Source organism: Mesorhizobium sp. WSM4989 (genome assembly GCF_029625795.1).
GTDB lineage: Bacteria > Pseudomonadota > Alphaproteobacteria > Rhizobiales > Rhizobiaceae > Mesorhizobium.
This window is the reverse complement of record NZ_JARTVN010000004.1, coordinates 95,122-116,620: the sequence shown is the minus strand read 5'-3', so window position 1 is coordinate 116,620 and position 21,499 is coordinate 95,122. Positions and strand designations below refer to the sequence as shown.

Genomic DNA, 21,499 nt, shown 5'->3' with positions numbered 1-21,499 from the left:
TTGTAATATTCTGATATATTGCTAAATGTCCGCTGGCGCGCTGGAGCTGACAAAATGAACGTATGCATGGTAGGCCACGGCATGATGGGCACGTGGCATTCGGACAGCCTAAAGGACTTCGGCTGCACACTGCATACGCTTGTCGGCCGCGAAGCGCCTAAGACGGAAGCCTTCGCCGTCGACTATGAATATCGCAAGTGGACGACCGACTACTCCGCCGCCGTTTCCGATGACGAAATCGACATCATTATTATCGCGGGGCCTAGCGCCACCCATGCCTCGATGGCGATTCAGGCTCTCGAGGCGGGCAAGCACGTTCTGGTCGAGATTCCGCTGGCATTGAATTATCCGGACGCGCTCGAAGTGGTGGAACTCGCCGAGCGGCTGGGCCTCACTCTCGGCGTCGTCCATCCGATGCGTTTCAGGCGCGAGCACGTCGAACTGTGCAAGCGCGTTGGCGCAGGCGAGGAGAATGTACGTCATGTCCATTCCAGGCTCTTCCTTCATCGGCTGGAAAACGTAGGCTCCACAGGTCTGCATCGCAGTTGGACTGACAACCTGCTCTGGCACCATGGTGCGCACTTGGTCGACGTGGGGCTCTGGCTTGCAGGCGGAGGCGTTCCGCAGCGCGCGGCCGCGCGCATCACGCGCTCTTTCGCGATCATGCCGCCGCCTTTGCCCAAGACCGGCATCCCGATGGAACTGGCGGCGATGATCGAGACCGATCGGCAGCAGACGATAGTGTGTACCGGATCCTATCACTCGCAGGAAAGGATGTTCGACATCTTTGTCGTCACGGACCGGGAGGCTTATCGGCTCGATATCCTCAAGGGCACGCTGTCGCTGAGCGGCCGCGAGCAGCCCGTGCAGTCGGAAAAGGAAAACAATGCCCAAGTGAGCCGCGATTTCGTTTCGGCGGTTCGTGGCGGCAAGGCCCCGCTCGTCACCGGGCGGTCCGTCCTTCCGGCCATGAGCATTCTCCAATCCATTGAGGACGAGCAGGCCAAATGGTGGGACGCGCATCCCGATGCCGAGGCGCGCCAATGACACCGGAGCCGATCCTGGACGTCGTGCACAGCACTGTCGGCACGGACATGCCACGGGGCGCATGCGATTGCCATGTGCATGTTTTCGGGCCGCGCAAACAGTTTCCGCTGTGGAACGGACGCTCCTACACCCCCCCGCCGGCCCCGGTCGAGGCTCTTGCCGCCCACCAGGCGGCGTTGAATCTTGACCGCGTCATCGTCGTCCAGCCCAGCATTTACGGCACGGACAACACGTGCACTCTCGATGCCATTCGGATGATGGGTCCTGGCGCGCGCGGGGTGGCCGTCGTGGATCGTCATGCGAGCCCAAAGGGAATGGAGGAATTGGCCAGCGGGGGAATCGTGGGCATCCGTCTTAACCTCGCGGCTGGCTCCGTGTCCGAGTTGGATCGAATACGCGATGATGTCCGATGGGCATTCGCGCTGACGGAAAAGCTCGGCTGGCATGTGCAGATATTCACGGAGTTGGGCATCATCGCTGCTCTGGAAGCGGAATTGAAGCAAGCGCCCGTCCCGGTGGTCATCGACCATTTCGGCCGTGCCGATGCCGACAGGGGTTTGGATCAACCAGGCCTCGATACGCTCATCTCGCTTGTCTCGTCCGAGAAGGTCTACGTGAAGCTATCGGCGCCCTACCTAGTTTCGGCCGATCCCCAGTCGACCGCTGTCGGGCACTTGGTCCGCGCCTTCGTCAAAGCCAACCCCGACCGTCTTCTCTGGGGTTCGAACTGGCCCCATCCGGGCGGGGGCACGGGCGCGTCCAGCCCGCATGGAGTCACTCCTTTCCGCCCAGTCGACGACGCAAAGGCCCTCGACCGCATCGCCGCTTGGGTTGATAGTTCCGACGCCCTGAGAAGCATTCTGGTCCGAAATCCAGCGAAGCTGTTCGGCTTCGCTGACGAGGATGGCTTGAAATGAAAAAGGTTCCCAACACGCTGAGAAGCTCTCGGTGGTTCGCTCCGGACGACTTGAAGGGATTTGGCCACCGCTCCCGCATCATGCAGATGGGATATTCGGCAGATGACTGGGTGGGAAAACCCGTCATCGCGATCCTAAACACCTGGTCCGACATCAACCCGTGCCACGCGCACTTCAAAACTCGCGTCGAAGACGTGAAGAGAGGCGTTTTCCAGGCAGGCGGCTTCCCCATCGAACTTCCGGCGCTCTCGCTCTCCGAAAATTTCGTCAAGCCGACGACGATGCTCTACCGGAACATGCTCGCCATGGATACCGAAGAGCTGATCCGATCCCATCCGGTCGACGGGGTCGTCCTGATGGGCGGTTGCGACAAGACCACGCCTGGATTGATCATGGGGGCGATCAGTGCGGGGCTGCCGGCCATCTACGTGCCGGCCGGACCGATGTTGCGAGGCAACTGGAAGGGAAAGACGCTGGGCTCCGGTTCGGATGCATGGAAATTCTGGGACGAACGCCGCGCCGGGAATATCTCCGACAAGGATTGGCAGGATATCGAGGCCGGAATCGCCCGCAGTCACGGACACTGCATGACCATGGGAACGGCATCGACCATGACGGCGATCGCCGAAGCGATCGGAATGACTCTTCCGGCGGCCTCGTCTATCCCGGCCGCCGACGTCAACCACATTCGCATGTGCTCGGAGGCGGGGAGGCGGTGCGTGGATATGGTCTGGGAGGACCTGGTGCCCGCCAAGGTGCTCTCTCGCCAGGCGTTCGACAACGCGATCGTCGTCTCGATGGCAATGGGATGTTCGACCAATGCCGTGATCCATCTCATTGCGATGGCTCGACGCGCTGGGCACAATGTGACGCTCGACGACTTCGACAAGGCAAGCCGGGTTGTCCCGGTGATCGCCAATGTTCGCCCCAGCGGCGACACATACCTGATGGAGGACTTCTACTACGCTGGCGGACTGCCAGCCCTCATGAACCGTCTCGCCAGCCGGCTTTCCATGTCGGAGATGACCGTGAACGGGCAAACGGTGGGGGAAAACATCGCCGGTGCCGAGGTCTACAATCAAGACGTTATCCGGCCGCTCGACAACCCGATTTACCCCGAAGGGGCGCTGGCTGTCCTCAAGGGCAACCTTGCGGAGAACGGCGCCGTCATTAAACCGAGCGCATGCAGTCCACGATATCTTCGCCATACCGGGCCTGCGCTTGTCTTTGACGACTTCCCTTCGATGAAAGCGGTGATCGATAGCGACGACCTGGACGTCACCGCCGATCACGTGCTGATCCTTCGGAACGCCGGCCCGCAAGGTGGGCCCGGCATGCCCGAGTGGGGAATGCTGCCGATACCGAAGAAGCTCGTGAAGCAGGGCGTGCGCGACATGGTTCGCATATCCGACGCCAGGATGAGCGGGACGAGCTACGGGGCCTGCATCCTTCACGTCTCGCCGGAGGCCTTTGTAGGCGGAACGCTCGCCCTCGTCAGGACTGGCGACCTCGTCTCGATCGACGTTCCAAACCGCGAGATCAGGTTGGAGATATCCCCGGAGGAACTCGCGGATCGCCGGGCGGCGCTGAAGCCTCTGGCTCCCCGGTTTACCCGCGGGTACGGCGCCATGTTCTCCCAGCATATCCAGCAGGCGGACAAGGGTTGCGACTTCGACTTCTTGGAGACGAGCTACGGTGGGGTAACTGATGAGCCGGCGATATTCTAACGGCCGAGACATCGTCTTATCGGGGTGCCCGGCTACCGGATGTCCTCGACCGAAACGGCATCCGTGTCGAACATATGCGGGAAGCTGGTCTTCACGACCTTGATAGTAGGGAAGATGCTATCGATCTGAGCCTGGAACGCTTTCTCGGCACCGTCCTCGTCATGATTCTTGATCCGGTCGTAGATTTGACGGTGCTCGTCAAGCACGAGGTCGAATGTGTTTTCGGTCGGGAACGCATGCCGCCGGATTCGATCCAGTTGCCCGGTCGCCATATGAATTGTCTGCCAGGCATCGGGAAATCCGGCGCACCTGCAGACAAGGCTATGGAACTCGTTGTCGAGCGCGAAAAAAGCATCGACGTCCCGGCGCTTCGCGGCGGCCGATTGCTGGAAAAGCGAAAGCTCAAAGTCGGGTGCTATTTCGGTCGTGAAATTGCGGGCTGCAAGCCTCGTCAATCGCACTTCGAGCGTGTCGCGGACCATCTGACCCTGCAGGACCTGCCTCAGGACAATGCGGTTTACGAACGTTCCGCCTCCCGGCCTGATCACTACAAGATTCTGCGTGGCCAAGTTCAGAATTGCCTCACGGAGAGGTGTTCGTGAAATGCCCAGTTCGGCGCAAATCTCCTTTTCAACGAGCGGTGCCCCCGGAGGCAAATGCATCGATATGATCGCCTGTCGAATGAGCTCATAGACTTGATGGGTTTTCGGCAGGCTGTCGCTAAGAGCCCTCTTTGCAACGAATTTCTTGAATGAGTCCATGATTTGGTGTTCCGCCCGAAGAATGCGCGTCCGCTAGGTCCGACCGCATTGTCGAACCTATCTTTATTTTCAGACCGACCCTATGTGCCTGCCCGCCCGTTAGGTTGGCTGCCTCCGAGTCTTTATGGCGTCCACATACATAGCGACGAAGATTACCGCTCCGGTCACCAGCTGATAAATGTAGGGGTTGGCGCCGACTTGGTTGAGGCCGTTGAAAATCACCTGGAACGCGAGCGCGCCGAGCAATATCCCCGGTAGGATCTTGCCGCGCCCGCCAGAAAGGCTGATACCTCCCACGACAGCAACCGCGATAGCGTTAAACTCCAGCCCTCGACCAAGAAACCCCGTTATGGAACCGACTTGAATAAAGCTGGCGGATGCCGAAATCCCTGCGAACAGGCCGGACAGTACAAAGACCACGAAGCTGGTGAGACGCGTGTTGATTCCGATTCTATGCGATGTCTCCTCGCTGTTTCCCACGGCCGTAACGTGCCTGCCAAAAGCCGTGTGGAGATGGGCATAATGAACGACCACCAGCAGCAACGCCAGCAACAGCGTGTCGACGAATACCGGGCCCAATGTTGAGTTGCCCAGATTCTGAATGCTCGCGGGCAGCGGAATGACGCGCGCTTCTGTCAACATCAGCCCAATGCCGCGGAACGTGATCATGGTGCCCAAGGTGGTAATGAGCGAATTGATGCCCAGGACCGAGACGATGAAGCCGTTCAGCGCTCCCAGTAGGGAGGCAATTACGAGGATGAGGAAAAAGCCAAGGATTGGTCCAACTTGGCCGCCGTCCATCAAGAGGCCGCCGATCGAGCCTGCGAGGAACGCTATGGACCCGATCGAGATGTCGATCTTGCCGCTCATGATGACCAGAGCGATGCCTGTTGCGGCTGCGGTAACGGGCACCATGGCGTGAAGCATGGCGAAGGCGTTGCCGACCGTCGCGAAATTCGGTGCGGCGATCGAGAAGCCGACAATCACCGCCAGGAGAATGGCCCCAAATCCGAGGACGGGGAGCCGGCGCCTTCCCGTGAACTGGCTCGTCGATACTGTGGTCATTGGACGGTCTCCTGCGCATGGGCGACTGCAGGCCGAGCGGAAATCGATTCCATCAGCTCGTCCTTGGTCGCGGTGCCCGGCAATTCTTGCGTTATGCGGCCGCGGATGATGACGACGTAACGGTCCGCGACGCGCATGATCTCTTCCAGTTCCGAGGATATGAAGAGAATGGCCGCGCCTTCTTTCGCGAGCTCGACGCTGAGCTTGAGGATCTCGTCCTTCGCCCCGGTGTCGAGTCCGCGGGTTGGCTCGTCCAGTATGAAAAGTTCCGGCTTTAGCGGTAGCCAGCGTGCGAAGACGACTTTCTGCTGATTGCCCCCCGAGAGCGTTCCGACAGGCTGTTGCGGCGAACTTACCTTCACCCCGAGACGCTTGATGAGGGTTTCCGCCAAGGTCTTCTCGGCGTCGGTGTCGACGAGGCCCGATTTCGACTTCATTTTCTTCAGCTGCGGCAGCGAAATGTTTTCAGCCACGCTGAAGGGAAGGATCAGGCCCTCGCCCCGTCGGTCTTCGGTGACGAGCCCGGTGATCTTTCGAAGGTACTCAGGTTCGACGCGCCCGGAGCTTCCGTTGGCGGTTAGCTCCAAGTCGCCACGATCGATGGGATCGAGCCCCATGAGCGCGCGCACCAGTTCGCTTCGCCCGGAGCCGAGCAGGCCCCAGAGGCCGACGATTTCGCCAGGCCGAAGCGTCAGGTTTATGTCATCGAGAACGCGCTCGCGGGTCAGGTTGCGCACAGTCAGCCTGGCAGGAGCGCTGGTTCTGTATGGCTCCCTCAACCGCTCAGTAGCGGCAATCTCTCCGAGCATTTCGCGAAGCACGGTCGAGGGTGTCGTGTTCTCGATCTTGGTTGCCGAGACCGTACGCCCGTTCCTCATTACCGTGACTGCGTCACAGATCGTGAAGACTTCTTCGAGGAAATGCGTGATGTAGACGACGGCCGTCCCCATTGCCTTCAGCTTGCGCACGACGTCGAAAAGGCGCTCGCGCTCGGGGCGCGAAAGCGAAGAGGTGGGTTCGTCTAAGATGACGATCCTGGGGTTGGATTTCAGCGCCCGCGCAATCTCCAGCATTTGGCGGTCGCCTGTGCTTAGGGTTTCGACGGGCGTGTCCGGCGAGACGCTGCAGCCGACCAACTGGAGAAGCTCCTTGCACCGGGATCGCATGGTCTGGCGGTCGATCCTTCCGAACCGGGTCGGAAAGCGGTCGATGAACACGTTTTCGGCGGCGGTCATCGTGGGCAGCATCGTCAGTTCCTGGTGGACAAAAGCGATGCCATGGCTTGCCGCGTCGCGGGCGTGTCTCAGCGCGACGGCCTTGCCGTCGATTTCGATCGTCCCATCATCGACCGGGATGATGCCGCCGAGCGCGTTCATCATCGTGCTCTTGCCTGCGCCGTTGGCACCCATGAGCGCGTGGACTTCGCCTGGCATTACCGACAGATCACCTTCGGAAATGGCGACGGCGGAGCCGAAAGATTTGCGAATGCCCTTCATGGAGAGGCGTGCAAGTTCGCTCATGCCTTCCTCCTCAGTGCCTGATCGAGATAGACGAAAATGATGATCAGCACTCCCTTCAAGATAAGGCTCGCGAAGTAGGAGGCGCCCAGCTGGTTCATCGAATTGCTGATCAAGGTAACGAACAGCGCCCCGAGAACGGCATGGAGAGGATTGCCGATACCGCCGTAAATGCTGACCCTGCCGATCACGCAGGCGCTGATGATGTCCAGAAGCAGGCTATCGTTTCCAAGGTTGGCCGATGCAGATCCTAGCCTGGCAACCAGGAACACTCCGGTTATGGCGGCAAAACAGCCGGACAAGACGTAGGTCGACAGAACCAGGCGCTTCACGTCCATGCGGGCGATAAGGGCGGCTCGAGGATTCAGGCCTACAGCCTTTATCTGCCGTCCGTATGCGCCTTTTGCGATGATTGCCGTGGCGACCGCGGTGATCACCGCCGTGATCCATACCAGCATGGGGAGGTTTAGGAGGCGGAAGCGGATTACGTCGTCGAAGACGGGAGGGTAGCCCGAAACGCTTTGCGAGCCGGTTATCCATACGCTCGCTCCCCCGACTACGGTCATCGTCGCCAGGGTGACGACGAACGGTGCCATGCCGAAGTAGGCGACCGCCGCTCCGTTGAATGCGCCGAGCGCGGCTCCTATTGCCAGCATCATGATCGGACCCAGCATCGCTACTTGCGTCGTCTGCATCGCGATCACGCCGATGATGGCGCTGAATGCAAGAATGGCAGGCAGCGAAAGGTCGATCCCGCCACCGATCAACACAAAAGACATCCCCATTGCCAGCAGGCCCAATACCGAGGTCTGGACCAGGACATTGACGAGGTTGTTGACCCGGAAGAATGCCGGGGCGTTCATGTACATGTAGCCAAGGAGGACGATAGCGGCCAGCGCGACCAGCCCGAAGATAATCGTGTTCTCCTTGCGCACAGCGACGGCTTGCATCCTAAACTCTCCTCCGTGAGTCGCCGTTTTCCGGCTCGTTGCCCTTGTGTTCAAGCAAGTGGCCAATCATGTCGGCGGTGAAGCAGGCGCGACCTTCCGCGCCAGCTCCACCGCCGCCGCGATCAACCTCGCTTGAGGTTCGCCTTGGGAAAGCTGACGCCGATCGTGTAATTCATCTTGCCCCATATCGAGAGCGCGTAGACGTTGGCGCGCACGTCGGGGTTTACAGCGAGATTGTAGATCGCATCCCGAACTGTGAAACCGTAGTCCTCGACGAGCCAGTCGATCATCCAGATGTGTGCCTGCTTGAAGCCTTCTTCGATCGGTCGATACGAGTTCAGCTGGACGATCTCGGTCGGTGTCTCCACCCGGACGAACGGGGTCTTTTTCTTCTTGATGACTTCGCATTTCAGCGTGATTTCGCCGCGGCTCTCGTCACCCGTGCCGCCAAACTCGGTCGCCTGGGAAGCGTGCAGGTCGCCGCCATAGAGCAGGGCGCCTTCATGGGCCACCGGGAAGAAGACCCGGTGGCCTTTCCGGAACTCACGCGTATCCAGGTTTCCCCCCCACGCGCATTGCATGGTCACGGTGTCGGAGCCGGACGAAGGGCGGTCGGGAACGACGCCCAGCGTGCCGACCAGCGGCTGGAGGTTCCACTTGATATGGTCGTCGTAGACGCCGATCCCGTCCGAGGTCGTGCCGCTCGGCCCGGGCAAATGCTTGATGAACTTTGTGGACGGGCCGCGGGCCTCCGCGTACTTGAACGAATCCGCCAGAGGGCCGGTGGCAGGGTCGATCAGCACATATCCCTTGTCTTCGACGACGATGTCGACGATGTCCACGGCGAGGGTGTCTCCCTGTTCCGCGCCCTCCACGTAGACGGGACCGGCGCAAGGGTTGAATTGCTTGAGTCGATGCAACTCGCCAAGGACCTCCGGGGTCGGCAGGTCATCTTCGGATCTTATCCTGTTGCTCATCGAATTTTCGACTTGCAAGACGAAGGTTTCTCCCTGCTTGACGCGGAGTCTGGGCTCCTTGAGCGCCATTTCATATTCGAGGGCATCCTCGCGGTTTATTCGTTGCATCGTCGTTCTCCTTGTTCAGTTTTTCGAGCTTTCCCTACCGGAGGGCTATCGCCGTCAGACGAGGATCATTCCGCCGTCCATCATGAATGTCTGGCCTGTGAAGTAGTCGGATCCGCTGGAGGCCAGGAAGATTGCAAGGCCGGCGAAATCGGAAGGGACGCTGGCACGGCCAAGCAGGATGTTGGGCGTATAGCGAGCCATCCATTCTCCGATGTTTTTCGTCACGCCGCGCTCGAGCATCTCGCGTTCCATTTTGTCCCAGAGCGGCGTAACCACCACGCCTGGCGCGATGCCGTTCACCGTGATGCCGTTCGAGGCCAGTTCGCGGGCGGCGGCTTGCGTGAGGGAGATCACAGCGGCCTTGCTGGCGCAGTACGGAGCGATGTCGGCGTAGCCTTGCCGTCCGGCGATGGACGTCGTGTTGATGATCTTGCCACCCTTGCCTTGCTTGATCATCTGCTTGGCGACCTCCTGCATGCACATCAGGGTGCCGAGAGCATTCACTCGCATGATCATCTCGAAGTTGGCCTCGTCGACCTCGAGAAACGGCTGGGGATCGTTGATGCCTGCGTTGTTGAACAGGACGTTGATCTCTCCGTACGTGGAGAGCGCGTGCTCGACCAGACGCTTGATGTCTGACCGCTCGGCGACGTTGGCGGAGATCGCGGTCGCCTCATGGCCGGAGCTTCTCAGGTCGGCCGCGATCGCTTCCGCATGCTGCTCGTTGCGGCCGCTCACCACGACGCGCGCGCCCGCTTTCGCCAAGGAGCGCGCGATCCCTTCGCCAAGGCCCTGGGTGCTGCCCGTGACGATGCAGACTTCGCCGTTCAGGCTGTTGATGGGGTTCTCCATTGGTCCTCTCTTCAGTTGTCCCTTTTGATCAGGTCGGCGGCTTTCTCCGCGATCATGACGGACGGGGCGTTTGTGTTGCCCGAGGGGATCGACGGCATCACCGATGCGTCCACGATCCGAAGCCCCCCGACGCCACGCACCCGTAACGCTGTATCGACGACGGAGCCCAGGTCGACACCCATGCGGCAACTACTGGTCGGGTGAAGCAGGGACAGGCCGTGCGAACGGGCGAGATCGCAAAAACCCACCGCGTCCAAGCCGTCCAAATCGTTGACCAGAGAGCTCTCGATCAGCGCCCGCATGGGGGCAGCGGACGCGATGCGGCGTGCGATAGCAAGTCCGTTGACGACAGCATCCCTGTCCTCCGGCTCGCTGAAGAAATTGAACCGGATTTGTGGCGCCGCTGAGGGATCCGCAGAACGGATGTGGACGGACCCGGAGCCCTTTGGCCGCAAATGCTCCACCATGATGGTGAAGCCCGAGAAGGGCTGCGGTTTGAGGTGTTCGTCCGTGCACCAGGCCTGCAACGTGATGAGCAGGTCGGGACGGTCGATTTCAGGGCTGCTTCTCACATAAACATTCGCGAAGTTGCCGTTGCTTGCCATCTGGCCGCCGCGCGTAATCAGATACCTCGCCGACGCGAGGGCTTTCCGCCAGAAGCTGGACGCAAGATCGTTGACCGTGATTGCCCGGGTGCAGCGGAACTCCAACGGCACCCCGAAATGGTCCTTGAGATTTTCGCCGACGGCGGGCAGGTCCGTGACAACGGGCACGCCGAACTTGGAGAGAATCTCGGCGTTGCCGACCCCGGACAGTTCAAGGATCTTGGGGGAATTGAAGGTTCCGGCGCAGAGGATCGTCTCCCCTAGGCTTGCAGCGTAGAAGGGGGTCCGGTCCATGCGGTACTCGACCCCGACGGCGACCCGCTCACTGAACCGAATGCGAGTGACTTCGGCACTGGTGAGCACTTTGAGGTTCGCACGCTTGCCCGCCGACTTCAGATGGCCTGACGCTGAACTGCTGCGGCGTCCGTGCCGCGTGTTGACTTGCGCGTAGCCTGCGCCCTCTTGGGACGCGCCGTTGAAGTCGCGGTTGAGCGGCGACCCGGTCGAAATGGCGGCATCGATGAAAGCATCCGCTAACGGGTGGGCGCTGAGGTCGGAGACCCAGATCGGGCCGCCGATGCCGTGATATTCGTCGGCACCGCGCGCCTGATGTTCGGCCTTTTTGAAGTAGGGCAGAACATCAGCATAGCCCCAGCCTGCGCAGCCGGCGCTTTGCCAGGAATCGAAATCCTCCCTTTGGCCGCGGGTATAGATCATTCCGTTGATCGACCCAGTTCCGCCGAGAAGCTTGCCTCTCGGCTGATATGTCGTTCGTCCGCCCAACTCGGGCTCCGGCTCGCTCCGGTAGCACCAGTTGTGGCGGCGATCGGTGTAGAGCTTGCCGTAGCCCATTGGGATGTGGACCCATGGACTGGAATCCCGCGGGCCGGCTTCGATCAACAGGATCCGCTTGCGGGCATCTTCGGAAAGCCTGGCTGCAACGACGCTGCCGGAGGAGCCTGCTCCGATGACGATATAGTCAAACGTCTCCGTATTGACGCTGACGGTGTGATCCCGCGCCATGGCAGTCTTCCAAGAATGGTCAAATTCGAGTTGCTGGATGCCAGCGGGCAGCCGAAGGTTTCCGGCTGCCCGAGACAAGCGCTATTGGCGCGACCACAGGTCCGGCAGCGTGTCGATGTTTTCAGGCGTCGCGATACGCCCGACGATCGAGCAGTCTGGCGCGCACGCAGGCTTCTCGCCCTTGGCCAGTTGCAGGGCGACCTCGATGGCCTTCTTGGACAGGACGTTGGCGTCGTACGTCACGTCCACATCGATGTACTTTTTACGCAGCGCGTCGATGGCGATGGGCTGGACGTCGAGCGCCGCGATGTAGACATGCTTGGGATCTCCGGCAGGAGCCCAGCGCCCCGCGGCCTCGAGCGCCGACTGCACCGCCGAAAGCGCGAAGTCGCTTGCCATGAAGATGCAGTTTGCCTCTGGATGAGCCCGGAAGGCATTTGCCGTGCCCGACCGGAAAATCTCCGGATCCCAGTTCGTCGGAATAGTCTGCAGGGTCTCGATCTTGCCCTTCGTAGCAGCAAGCCATCCTTCGTGCCTGGTATGCCCGTTAACGTCGGTCAACGCGCCCTGCAGCTCGATGCATTGACCCTTGACCCCTTTCGAAGCGAGGAGATCGGAGAGCGCGTTGGCGGCAGCCGTAGCGTCCTTGTTGCCGTCGCCTCCCAGATGGGCGGTAGGCTGCACCGAGCCCGGAGGGTGGTCGAACGTCAGAAACGGAATATTTGCATCCTGGGCCGCCTTGATGGATGCGCCGATGGCGCCGCTGTCCGCCGCACGCGCCATGATGATATCGACGCCCTGGTTGATCAGGTCCTCGATGTTCGCCGCCTGACGGGTGGGATCGTTGTCCGCGACGTTGAAAATGAACTTGACGTTGAAGCCGGCCGCTTTGCCCTGCGCCGCGCCCTCGCTCTGGAGATACTTCTCCCAGGCGTAGACGATTGGCTCTTGCTTGCTGTTCCAGGAAAAGCCGATCGTCAGGTCCTTTGCATTGGCAATAGCGGGCGTTGCGACGATCCCGAGAACCGTCACCAATTGCAGCAGTTTTCTCATTGTTACCTCCGGATTGTGCCGACTGACGTCGAGCTGACCTCTGCCCATTTCTTCTTTTTATCGAGCGATATATCGATATATGAGTTTGGTCGAGTGTCAATGGCTTGATGCAGAAAAATTGGAAAAGTGTGGTCTTTTCGCGAAAAATCCGAGTCTACGGGCGCTTCAGCGAGCAGGGATACATATCGATATATCGCCAATTTCAGAGCGCGGACCCCTCGGGCCGACGAGGGCGGCGACGGTCGCTTCGGCACTTTCACCGATCATAGCCAGACTCTCCGCCAAGAACGCCCGAGTTCGCTCGGTGATGCTCCCGGCAAACGGCTCTAGTGGAAGCGCGGCTTGCCACTCTGCTAATGGCGATGATCGCCGCTAAGTTTGGATCGTTAGCGGGGGCTGAATCGAAAGGTCCCGGTAACCAACAACCAGGGTTGCATCTTCAAGGGACCTTGACACGCTCTCGAGCGCTCAGAGTTCTTTGGTGAGAAACTGCGCGCGGCCGTGGCCAAATGACCAATCGGCATCAGTGTTCTCCACGAAGGAGACCATTAGGTCAGACGGTAAGACTCCGCATTCCTGGTGAAGATGCCGGGAAAGGTCCGCGTAAAACGTACGCTTCTGCTCGACCGTTCGCGGGCGAGAAATGACCTCCACCATCACGAAGCGGTCCGTGCGGGGGATATCTAGGCCAGTGTCGAGGGCTATCATGGTGCCTGGGGGATGTTGATCGACGATCTGGTAGCGGTCTCTTTCGGGAACTTGGAAAGACTGGACCATCGAACGATGTGCGACGTCCAACAGCGCGATCAAGCCCTCCTGCGACCATCCCGAGTACACGTGGAATTTCACCAGAGGCATGGGAATGCTTCTCCGTTTCTTTTCAACCCAGCCTCGAAAACAGGGCTTCGGCGAATGTCCGCGGCTCTTCCCACATTGGGTAGTGGCCACATCCGTGCAGGATCTGAAGGTCGAACTTTGGGAACCACGTCCCGATCGTGTCGCGAAGCCTCTGCGGCACCGCACCAGGGTCCTTCTCGCCGACGATGACGCGGACAGGAACTTGCAGAGGTTCGATTTCATCCGCGAAACCGGGGCCTGTCCAGGAACTCATGTATGCTTCGAGCACGTCGGGCCTAGTCCCGGCCAGGCTGGTATCCCGCAGCTTCGTCAGCCACTCGTCCGAACGCGTCCCTCCAGTGTTGGCATCGATCAGGCGCTTCCTTGCGTCCGGGTCCTTGATTGCAGCGAGGAGCATTTGACGGCGCTGATCATCAATTCGCGCGCCTGAAGCCGGCACGGGAGCCACAAGGATAGCCGACGCGATCTTCGCCGGAATATCGACGACCAGCCTCTGCACCGACATTCCCGCCATGGAGTGGCCGATCACGTGGTATTTTGACCAGCCCAATCCGGCCGAACATGAAACGATATCGGCGGCGATCTGCTCGATCGTGAAGGGTCCCCCGGAGTCCCTACGGCTGCCGTACCCCCTGGCGTCAAGGAGGGCAAAGCTATAGCGGGCTGTATCGACCAGCGGCACGAACGGATCGAACAGGTTGTGGTCCCCCATCCATCCGGCCACGGCGACAATGCGCTCCGGGCCGCTTCCGACGACCTTCGCGGGTACGATCTCGGTTGCCATTGGCTCTTCCCTTTCAGTACGATGCGTTGATGCCAGGCTGTTTTTCATTGCCGGGCGCGGCGGCCACGTCCGCCTTGACGTTCGCCTCCCTGAATGCCTTCACGCTTGCCGCTGCAGCGCCCGCCAGCAGTCTCACGTCATTCGAAACGGTCACCATGTCGAAGCCCCACCGCGCGGCACGGGTGGCGTAGGCGGGCGAACCGCAATGCAACGCGGCGCGAATGCCGGCGCCGTGGGCTGCATCGAGGATCTTCTTGATGGACCCGACCATCTCCGGTTCCTCGCGATCGAAGCCCGTCGGATATCTCATGCCGGTCAGGCCCAGCGTGAGGTCCGCAGGACCAATGTAGACGCCATCCAAGCCTGGGGTTGAGACGATTTCGGCAAGGTTCTTAACGGCCTCCGCCGTCTCGATCATCGCGAAGCACAGAACCTGTGCGTTCGCCTCCTGGCCATAGTTGGCACCCGCCGAAATGACCGCACGAGAAGGACCGAAGCTTCGAACGCCATACGGCGGATAGCGGACGTAGGAGACGAGAGCTTCCGCCTCTGCCCGGGAGTTGACCATGGGACAGATCACACCGTACGCGCCGGCGTCGAGAGCCTTCATGATGGAAGCGGGATCGAGCCATGGCACCCGAACCAACGGCATAACGCCGCTTGCCCTCATTGCCTGAAGCATGGAAACGGCGGCTTGGTAGTCGACGATGCCGTGCTGGAGGTCGATGGTGATGCTGTCATAACCCTGCTCGGCCATGATCTCTGCCGAGAAGGCGTTGGCGATCGACAGCCATCCGTTCAGGACGCAGCGGCCGTCATTCCACACCGCGTGAAGATTGTTGGGTTTCATAGGTTTCGCTTTCCCAGGACACGACCATATTTGTGAAGCACGTCCGGATCGGGCTCAAAGCCGATACCCGGGGTATCCGATACCTTGATCATTTCGCCGTCGCGGATGCCCTCGACATCCGCCAGCCACGCGTCGGGCTGGACGAAGTTGTACTCGAGTGCCGTGATGCTCGGCCTGGCGGCCGCCACCTGGAGCGATGCGTAGAAGCCCGGACCAAAGTAAGGCGAGTGGGGCATCAATGTGGTGCCAGCCCTGTCAGCAAGATCGACGATTCGCAGGTATTCCGAAATGCCGCCAACCTTGCTCATGCTCGGTTGTAGGTAGTCCACCGCGCCCGCCCTCAAAGCCTGCTCGATCTGAAAGCTCGTGCACCAGTTTTCGCCGGCGGCGATATTAAGGCCCTTGCCGCGGAGCGAGGCCAAGGCAGCGAAGTCCTCGGGTGGATAGATGGGCTCCTCGAGCCAAGTCAGGGAGAGCGCTCTCAGCTCCGCGAGGTTCTTCGTGACGAAGTCCGTGGACCAGGCGCAGTTGACGTCGACGCAGATGTCGGTGTGGGGCCCCACGGTCTTTCTGCAGGCTGTAATTGCGGGCAAGGTTATCTCGTGCAGCTTGATCCGGTGAAAGCCTGCGGCCAGCACCTCCTTCGAGGCGTCGACCACCAGATCGTGCTCAGCATAGCGGACGAGGCTCGCATAGAAGGGTATTCGCGTTCGAACCTCGCGTCGGCCCGCAAGCAACTGGTAGAGCGGCTTGCCCGCCCGTTTGGCGGCGAGATCCCAAAGCGCGATGTCGACCCCTGAGATCGCGAAGATCGTGACGCCGTAGCGTCCGAACATGTGAAGCTGGCGTTGAGTCCTGGCGTTCCACGCCGCAATATCATCGATCTCGGCACCCACGAGCATCGGCAAGATCAGCCGATCCATAACGGACTTGGTCGCATCGATCAGCGAATACCCGAATCCCTCGCCCCAGCCGACATTGCCAAGTTCGTCCTCCAGGCGCACCAGAGCAAACTCCAGTGTCTTCCAGGCTGTGGGCATGATCCCGACTCCCGTTCCGCGCAAGGCGAACGGGATTTCGACGAGGACCACTTCGGCGGATGTTATCTTCATGCGTCAAACCCATCGGGCGGGGGGAGAGTAAGGGTGGCGAAATAGCCGCCGATGGACCTCGTCTCTTGGGGCGGGAGCTGCGCCAGCGAACGGAAATCGCGGGCGTGGTTGACCGCGGCTTGGCCTATGGGGCGATAGCCGAGGGCCTCCGCGCGGCAATTGTCAAAGATGGGCGACGGGCAGTTCGACACCCCGTAAACCGTCTCGCAGCCCAACGTTGGGTGCGTCATTCCGAGATCCACGAGCTTGACCATGTCTTCGGCCGAGAGCCAGATGCGCTCGCGTCGGCCGTCGACGATCTCTGGATCGGCATTCCCGATGCGGACGTTCAACACGCGGAGGCCGTAGCGGGAGGCGTACATCGCGCAGGCAGCCTCGCCGAAGATCTTGGATAGCCCGTAGTAGCCGTCTGGTGCGGGAGGCGCGGTGTGATCCAATGTTTCGTCCGCGCTGTGAAGCCCGACCGCATGGTGGCTGGATGCGAAGATGAAGCGCTCCACGTTGGCCCGATGGCAGGCTTCCAGCAGGTTCAGCACAACCCGGTAGTTTGCGTCCAGCGTCTGCTCGAAGGAGAGCGCCGGACCGACGGCCCCGGCAAGATGAAGAACGCCGTCCGCCCCCGCCACCAACTTGGAGCAAAACTTCGGATCCGTGAGGTCGCCCAGCAGGAACGTCTCGTCTCCCGCGGCTTGAAGGGATTGTCGAGCCGTGCTGCGCAGTATGTAGCCTTCGCGCAACAAGGGACGGAGGTCGCGCCCCATGTTGCCGGCTGCTCCTGTCAGCACGAGCGTTTTCTTTTGAGCCATCGGCGCTGCCTGTTCTGCTTCCGTTTCGACCTGTTATCTTAGTGGAGCAATTGCTGCAGGAACGCGCGGGTGCGCGCCTCGCGCGGTCTACTGAAGAACTCCTCCGGAGGCGCCGTCTCGACGATTTTTCCGTCGGACATGAACACCACCCGGTCGGCAACCTGGCGGGCAAAGCCCATCTCATGCGTCACGCAGATCATCGTCATGCCGCTTTCCGCCAAGGTCACCATTACGTCGAGAACTTCGCGGATCATTTCCGGATCGAGAGCGGAGGTTGGTTCGTCGAACAGCATTATCCGCGGCCTCATGGCCAGCGAACGCGCGATAGCCACGCGCTGCTGCTGGCCGCCGGAGAGTTCGCCTGGATATTTGTGCGCCTGCTCTGGGATGCGCACCTTTTCCAGAAATCCCATCGCGACGTCGTTGGCCTCTGCCCGAGACATCCGACGAACCGACCTCAGAGCCAGCGCGCAGTTCTCAAGGATGGTCTTGTGCGGAAAGAGGTTGAAGTGCTGGAACACCATTCCGACTTCCCTGCGGACGGCCTCGATCTGCTTGCGCTCGTGCGTGAGCTCGACCCCTTCAACCAGGATGCGGCCTTGCTGGTGTCTCTCAAGATGGTTGATGCAACGGATCATCGTCGATTTGCCGGATCCTGACGGCCCCGCGACGACGATCCTCTCTCCCTCGCGAACGCGAAAGCTGATGTCGGTTAGGACCTGATGGCTCCCGTACCACTTGGAGACGTTTTCGAACTCGACGGCGATGCCGTCGGCATTGCTGGCAACCATCGGAAGCTCCTTGTCAGGTTGCGGCGGCGATTGCAGGCTGGCGCGTCGGCGCGGGCCTGCGGCGGAGATGGCGCGTCAGATAGCGCTCAAGCACGCCCCACAGCCTGCGGATCGCCTCGACCATGATCAGGTAGAGGACTGCAGCCCAGATATAGACCTGGAAATCGAAAGACCGCGAGAATGCCAGCTTGGTCGCCTGCATAAGCTCGGGCACGGTGATGACGCTAGCGAGGGCCGATGCCTTGAGGGACAGGATCAGTTCGTTCCCGAGCGGCCGCAGCGCGATTATCATCGCCTGGGGCAGCAGGATGTGAAAGAATGTCGTCGATCGGCTTAGGCCGAGCGCGTTGGCCGCCTCCGCTTGCCCTGCGGGAAGGGCGCTGAGCGCCCCGCGCAGGATCTCGGCCTGGTAGGCGACCGTGTTCAGCGTGAATGCGAACAGGGCGCAAAAATAGGCGTCGCGGAAAAACCACCAGAGACCCAAACCGGTGAGCTCGGCCCGAATCTGGCCGGCTCCGAAATAGATCAGGAATATCTGCCCCAAGAGCGGCGTGCCTCTGAAGAAGGTGATGTAGGCTTGGGCGAAAAGCCTGAGCGGAACGAACGTCCCGTTTCGGGCAAGCGCCATGGGAAGCGCCAGGACCGCTCCGATCAGGGCCGACGTGAAAACGAGTTCGAGCGTGACGGCGAGGCCCCACAAGATCTTGGGCCCGTAGTTGGCGAGAAGATCGAAGTTCATGCCCGCCTCCTGACCATCCCGCGGTTGGATCGGGCCTCGAGGATGCTAACGACCCAAGAGGAGATCATCGAGATAACGAGGTAGATGAGGCATGCAACGGCATAGAAGAAGAGCGGCTGCTTTGTGTTTGCGACAGCCAGATTGGTCTGCCGCATCAGGTCCGAAAGCGCTATGATGGAGACTAGGGATGTGTCCTTGAGCAGCACGAACCACAGGTTGCCAAGGCCAGGCAGCGCCAACCTCCAAAGCTGAGGACCAATCACGGTCAGGAATGTCTGCCATCTCGAAAGGCCAAGCGCCGCCGCCGCTTCATGTTGCCCGTGAGGGACGGCCCGCAGAGCTCCGACAAAGGTCTCCGAAGCAAACGAGGCGAACACGATCCCCAGTGCGATCATGCCGGCGACGAAGCCGCTGAAATCTCCGAATGGCTGGCCAAACATCAGTTCCGAGAGGACCTGGAGGAGGGCGCCGCCGCCATAGTAGATCATGAACAGGGTGAGCAGTTCCGGCAGGGCGCGGAACGTCGTGGCAAACAGCGTTGCGGCTCCGCGAAACCATTTGTTCTGGCCATTGATAAGCAGCGCCAGGCCCAGCCCGAGCAGCAACCCGAACGGGAGTGTGGCGATGGCCAGCCTGATCGTCAGCGACAGGCCATCCAACAATTGCTGACCCCAGCCCTCGGGGCCGAAAGAAAGCAGGCGAACGAGTTCCACCGTCATCTCCTGGATAGGATATGCCCGGCCATCGCTGGCCGGGCATTCGAGTTGGCCGCCTCAGTAAATCGAGAACGGGAAATACTTGGCGTTGATGGTCTTGTAGGTGCCGTCGGCAAGGATCTCCTTCAACGCGGCATCAAGCTTGTCGCGCAGTTCCGGATCGTCCTTGCGGACGCCGACGCCCTTTCCGTGGCCGAACAGCGGGTCACGCAGGTCGTCGCCCACCAGTTCGCAACATGAACCGTCGGACGACTTTTTCAGCCAGGCATCCAGGAGAACCTTGTCGGAGAGGACGAGGTCGATGCGGCCGGCCGCCAGGTCGGCGCTTGCGTCATCGACGGTCGAGTAGGTCTTGATCGTGGAATCCTTGTATTTGGCCTCCAGGAAGTTCTGCTGGGTGGTGGACCCTTGCACGCCGATCGCTTTCCCCTTCAGTGCGGCCGGCGCGATGTCAGTGACCTTGGCCTCCTTCGGCGCCATGAACTTCGCCGGCGTGTCGTAATATTTCGCCGTGAAGTCGATCTTCTTTTTGCGCTCGTCGGTGATGTTCATGGAAGCCACGATCGCATCGTATTTGTGCGCAACGAGGCCCGGGATCATGCCGTCCCATTCCTGGGTCACGATCTCGCACTTGAGCTTTGCCTTCTCGCAAAGCGCATTGGCGATGTCGACATCGAACCCGGTGAGCTTGCCGCCGTCGACATAGTTGAACGGAGGATAGACGCCTTCGGTCGCGATCTTGATGCTGGTCAGGTCACCTGCATTTGCCGAGGTAATGAGAGTCAAGGCAACTGCGCTGGCGGTAAGCATAAGCGATATTTTCATTTTTATTGCCCTTTTGGAGGTTGTGGTGGCGCGGGATTTTCCGTCTTTTGTTGTTGCGCAGGTCGGCGACCTACGAGAGATCAGCCAGGACTTCGTCCAGGCCGGACAAGAAGAGGTCTGCGTTCTCGACGGTGAATGGCAGTGGAGGCCGGATTTTCAGCACGTGGCCGTACGAACTGGACGCACTTATCAACATGCGCTTTTCGCGGAGAGCGTTAACGACGGCCAACGAAAGCTTTCCGTTCGGCGTCTTGGTCTTTCGGTCGGCCACGAACTCCATGCCGAGGAATAGGCCGGCGCCGCGGACTTCGCCGATCGACTCATACTTCTGCTGAAGCCTCTTCATGCCGTCGACCATATGGCCGCCGACTTTAACGGCGTTCGCCATAAGGTTCTCGTCCTTGATGACGTCGAGAACCGCCTGGGCTGCCGCTATGGAGACCGTGTTCGCGCCGAAGGTGTTGAAGTAACGGATGTCGGTGCCGAAGCGCTCAAGAACTTCCGGCCTCGCGGCAACGCCGGCGATCGGCATGCCGTTGCCCATGGGCTTGCCCATGACCACCAGGTCCGGAACGATGCCGTGGCGCTGGAAGCCCCACCAGTGCGTCCCGGTGCGGCCGAAGCCGGGCTGCACCTCGTCGGCTATATAGAGGCCGCCTGCCGAGTGAACGACCTCCACCGTCCTTTTGAGGAAGCCTGGGGGATCGGTCAGGATGCCATCGGTGGAAAAGATGCCGTCCGCAATGAAGGCGGCGAATTTGATCCCGTACCGCTGCATACTCTTGATAGCGGCTGCCACCCGCTCCGCGAAAATTTCGCCGACGTCGCCGCCTTCGCGATACTCGTCGGGCGCATCGACGATATAGACGTGCTGGCCGATCGGAACGTTCGGCCCCATCGAAGGCGAGATCTCGGCAACAGCGGTCGTGAGCCCATGATAGGCGTTGGCGGTCACCACGATCCCCGTGCCGCCCGTGTAGTATCGCGAGATGCGTAATGCCAGATCGACGGCCTCGCTTCCTGTGCAGGTGTACATCACGTTGCCTATTTCTTCGGGATAAGTCTCCAGAAGATCGGCGGAGTATTTGAGGATCGATTCATGAAGGTAGCGGGTGTGGGTATTGAGGATCGCCGATTGCTTGGAGATCGCCTCGACCACGCGCGGATGGCAGTGGCCTACCGACGGGACGTTGTTGTAGACATCGAGATAAGCGTTGTTCTGGCTGTCGTAGAGCCAGACACCCTCTCCGCGCACGACGTGAACGGGATGCTCATAGAAGAGTTTGTATGAGGGACCGAGGAGGGATCGCCGGCGGGCAATAAGGGACTGCTCTTCCTTGGACAGACGATCGGCGGTGCTCGGGTCGAAGCCGTTGATCATATAGGCGGCGGCGGACGACGACATTTGGCTTTGCT

General features: G+C 60.5%; 21 protein-coding genes. 3 read left to right on the top strand and 18 right to left on the bottom strand.

The window, feature by feature from the left end; all coding sequences use genetic code 11:
* Positions 1 to 18 precede the first annotated feature (18 nt).
* Genes P9217_RS27665 through araD form a run of 3 tightly spaced genes read left to right on the top strand, consistent with a single transcriptional unit; the run spans position 19 to position 3,691 of the window.
* Positions 19 to 1,047, top strand: a complete 1,029-nt coding sequence (locus tag P9217_RS27665; RefSeq protein WP_278088323.1) for a Gfo/Idh/MocA family oxidoreductase — start codon at positions 19 to 21, stop codon at positions 1,045 to 1,047.
* Positions 1,044 to 1,964, top strand: a complete 921-nt coding sequence (locus P9217_RS27660; protein ID WP_278055633.1) for an amidohydrolase family protein — start codon at positions 1,044 to 1,046, stop codon at positions 1,962 to 1,964. The genes P9217_RS27665 and P9217_RS27660 overlap by 4 nt, the downstream gene beginning before the upstream one ends.
* Entirely contained in the window at positions 1,961 to 3,691 is a 1,731-nt protein-coding gene (gene araD / locus P9217_RS27655) for an L-arabinonate dehydratase (protein WP_278055632.1), read from the top strand. Before P9217_RS27660 ends, araD begins: the two co-directional genes overlap by 4 nt.
* Before the next feature lie 32 nt (positions 3,692 to 3,723).
* On the opposite strand, the gene P9217_RS27650 is transcribed toward araD, so the two are convergent.
* From P9217_RS27650 to P9217_RS27565, 18 genes are all read right to left on the bottom strand, one after another.
* Complete coding sequence (locus tag P9217_RS27650; protein WP_278055631.1) at positions 3,724 to 4,452, bottom strand: GntR family transcriptional regulator; 729 nt, start codon at positions 4,450 to 4,452, stop codon at positions 3,724 to 3,726.
* Positions 4,453 to 4,551: 99 nt separating this feature from the next.
* Positions 4,552 to 5,517 (bottom strand): ABC transporter permease, encoded by a 966-nt coding sequence (locus P9217_RS27645; protein WP_278055629.1) that lies wholly within the window; start codon positions 5,515 to 5,517, stop codon positions 4,552 to 4,554.
* Positions 5,514 to 7,037: a sugar ABC transporter ATP-binding protein gene (locus P9217_RS27640; protein ID WP_278055627.1), complete on the bottom strand. Its 1,524-nt coding sequence runs from the start codon at positions 7,035 to 7,037 to the stop codon at positions 5,514 to 5,516. The genes P9217_RS27645 and P9217_RS27640 overlap by 4 nt, the downstream gene beginning before the upstream one ends.
* Entirely contained in the window at positions 7,034 to 7,984 is a 951-nt protein-coding gene (locus P9217_RS27635) for an ABC transporter permease (protein ID WP_278055625.1), read from the bottom strand. The genes P9217_RS27640 and P9217_RS27635 overlap by 4 nt, the downstream gene beginning before the upstream one ends.
* A gap of 122 nt (positions 7,985 to 8,106) precedes the next feature.
* The gene (locus tag P9217_RS27630; RefSeq protein WP_278055624.1) at positions 8,107 to 9,069 is read right to left on the bottom strand and encodes an acetamidase/formamidase family protein; all 963 of its coding nucleotides are present in this window, start codon (positions 9,067 to 9,069) and stop codon (positions 8,107 to 8,109) included.
* A gap of 54 nt (positions 9,070 to 9,123) precedes the next feature.
* Positions 9,124 to 9,921: a glucose 1-dehydrogenase gene (locus P9217_RS27625; protein WP_278055622.1), complete on the bottom strand. Its 798-nt coding sequence runs from the start codon at positions 9,919 to 9,921 to the stop codon at positions 9,124 to 9,126.
* 11 nt (positions 9,922 to 9,932) lie between these two features.
* Complete coding sequence (locus P9217_RS27620; RefSeq protein ID WP_278055620.1) at positions 9,933 to 11,549, bottom strand: GMC family oxidoreductase N-terminal domain-containing protein; 1,617 nt, start codon at positions 11,547 to 11,549, stop codon at positions 9,933 to 9,935.
* 81 nt (positions 11,550 to 11,630) lie between these two features.
* Positions 11,631 to 12,602: a sugar ABC transporter substrate-binding protein gene (locus tag P9217_RS27615; protein ID WP_278055618.1), complete on the bottom strand. Its 972-nt coding sequence runs from the start codon at positions 12,600 to 12,602 to the stop codon at positions 11,631 to 11,633.
* A 468-nt stretch (positions 12,603 to 13,070) separates the two neighbouring features.
* The gene (locus P9217_RS27610) at positions 13,071 to 13,460 is read right to left on the bottom strand and encodes a tautomerase family protein (RefSeq protein WP_278055617.1); all 390 of its coding nucleotides are present in this window, start codon (positions 13,458 to 13,460) and stop codon (positions 13,071 to 13,073) included.
* A gap of 22 nt (positions 13,461 to 13,482) precedes the next feature.
* Positions 13,483 to 14,244 (bottom strand): alpha/beta hydrolase, encoded by a 762-nt coding sequence (locus P9217_RS27605; RefSeq protein WP_278055615.1) that lies wholly within the window; start codon positions 14,242 to 14,244, stop codon positions 13,483 to 13,485.
* A gap of 13 nt (positions 14,245 to 14,257) precedes the next feature.
* Positions 14,258 to 15,094: an aldolase/citrate lyase family protein gene (locus tag P9217_RS27600; protein WP_278055614.1), complete on the bottom strand. Its 837-nt coding sequence runs from the start codon at positions 15,092 to 15,094 to the stop codon at positions 14,258 to 14,260.
* Positions 15,091 to 16,206, bottom strand: a complete 1,116-nt coding sequence (locus P9217_RS27595) for a mandelate racemase/muconate lactonizing enzyme family protein (RefSeq protein WP_278055612.1) — start codon at positions 16,204 to 16,206, stop codon at positions 15,091 to 15,093. Before P9217_RS27595 ends, P9217_RS27600 begins: the two co-directional genes overlap by 4 nt.
* Complete coding sequence (locus P9217_RS27590; protein WP_278055611.1) at positions 16,203 to 17,012, bottom strand: NAD-dependent epimerase/dehydratase family protein; 810 nt, start codon at positions 17,010 to 17,012, stop codon at positions 16,203 to 16,205. Before P9217_RS27590 ends, P9217_RS27595 begins: the two co-directional genes overlap by 4 nt.
* 38 nt (positions 17,013 to 17,050) lie before the next feature.
* Entirely contained in the window at positions 17,051 to 17,803 is a 753-nt protein-coding gene (locus P9217_RS27585) for an amino acid ABC transporter ATP-binding protein (protein WP_278055609.1), read from the bottom strand.
* A 13-nt stretch (positions 17,804 to 17,816) separates the two neighbouring features.
* On the bottom strand, positions 17,817 to 18,542 hold the full coding sequence (locus P9217_RS27580) for an ABC transporter permease (protein WP_278055608.1): 726 nt from the start codon (positions 18,540 to 18,542) through the stop codon (positions 17,817 to 17,819).
* A complete protein-coding gene (locus tag P9217_RS27575; protein WP_278055607.1) occupies positions 18,539 to 19,261 on the bottom strand; it encodes an ABC transporter permease subunit in 723 nt (240 codons plus the stop codon). The genes P9217_RS27580 and P9217_RS27575 overlap by 4 nt, the downstream gene beginning before the upstream one ends.
* Positions 19,262 to 19,315: 54 nt before the next feature.
* Positions 19,316 to 20,083, bottom strand: a complete 768-nt coding sequence (locus P9217_RS27570) for a transporter substrate-binding domain-containing protein (protein WP_278055606.1) — start codon at positions 20,081 to 20,083, stop codon at positions 19,316 to 19,318.
* A gap of 70 nt (positions 20,084 to 20,153) precedes the next feature.
* Positions 20,154 to 21,488 carry an aminotransferase class III-fold pyridoxal phosphate-dependent enzyme gene (locus P9217_RS27565; RefSeq protein ID WP_278088322.1) on the bottom strand — a complete coding sequence of 445 codons (1,335 nt, stop codon included), beginning with the start codon at positions 21,486 to 21,488 and terminating at the stop codon, positions 20,154 to 20,156.
* Positions 21,489 to 21,499 lie beyond the last annotated feature (11 nt).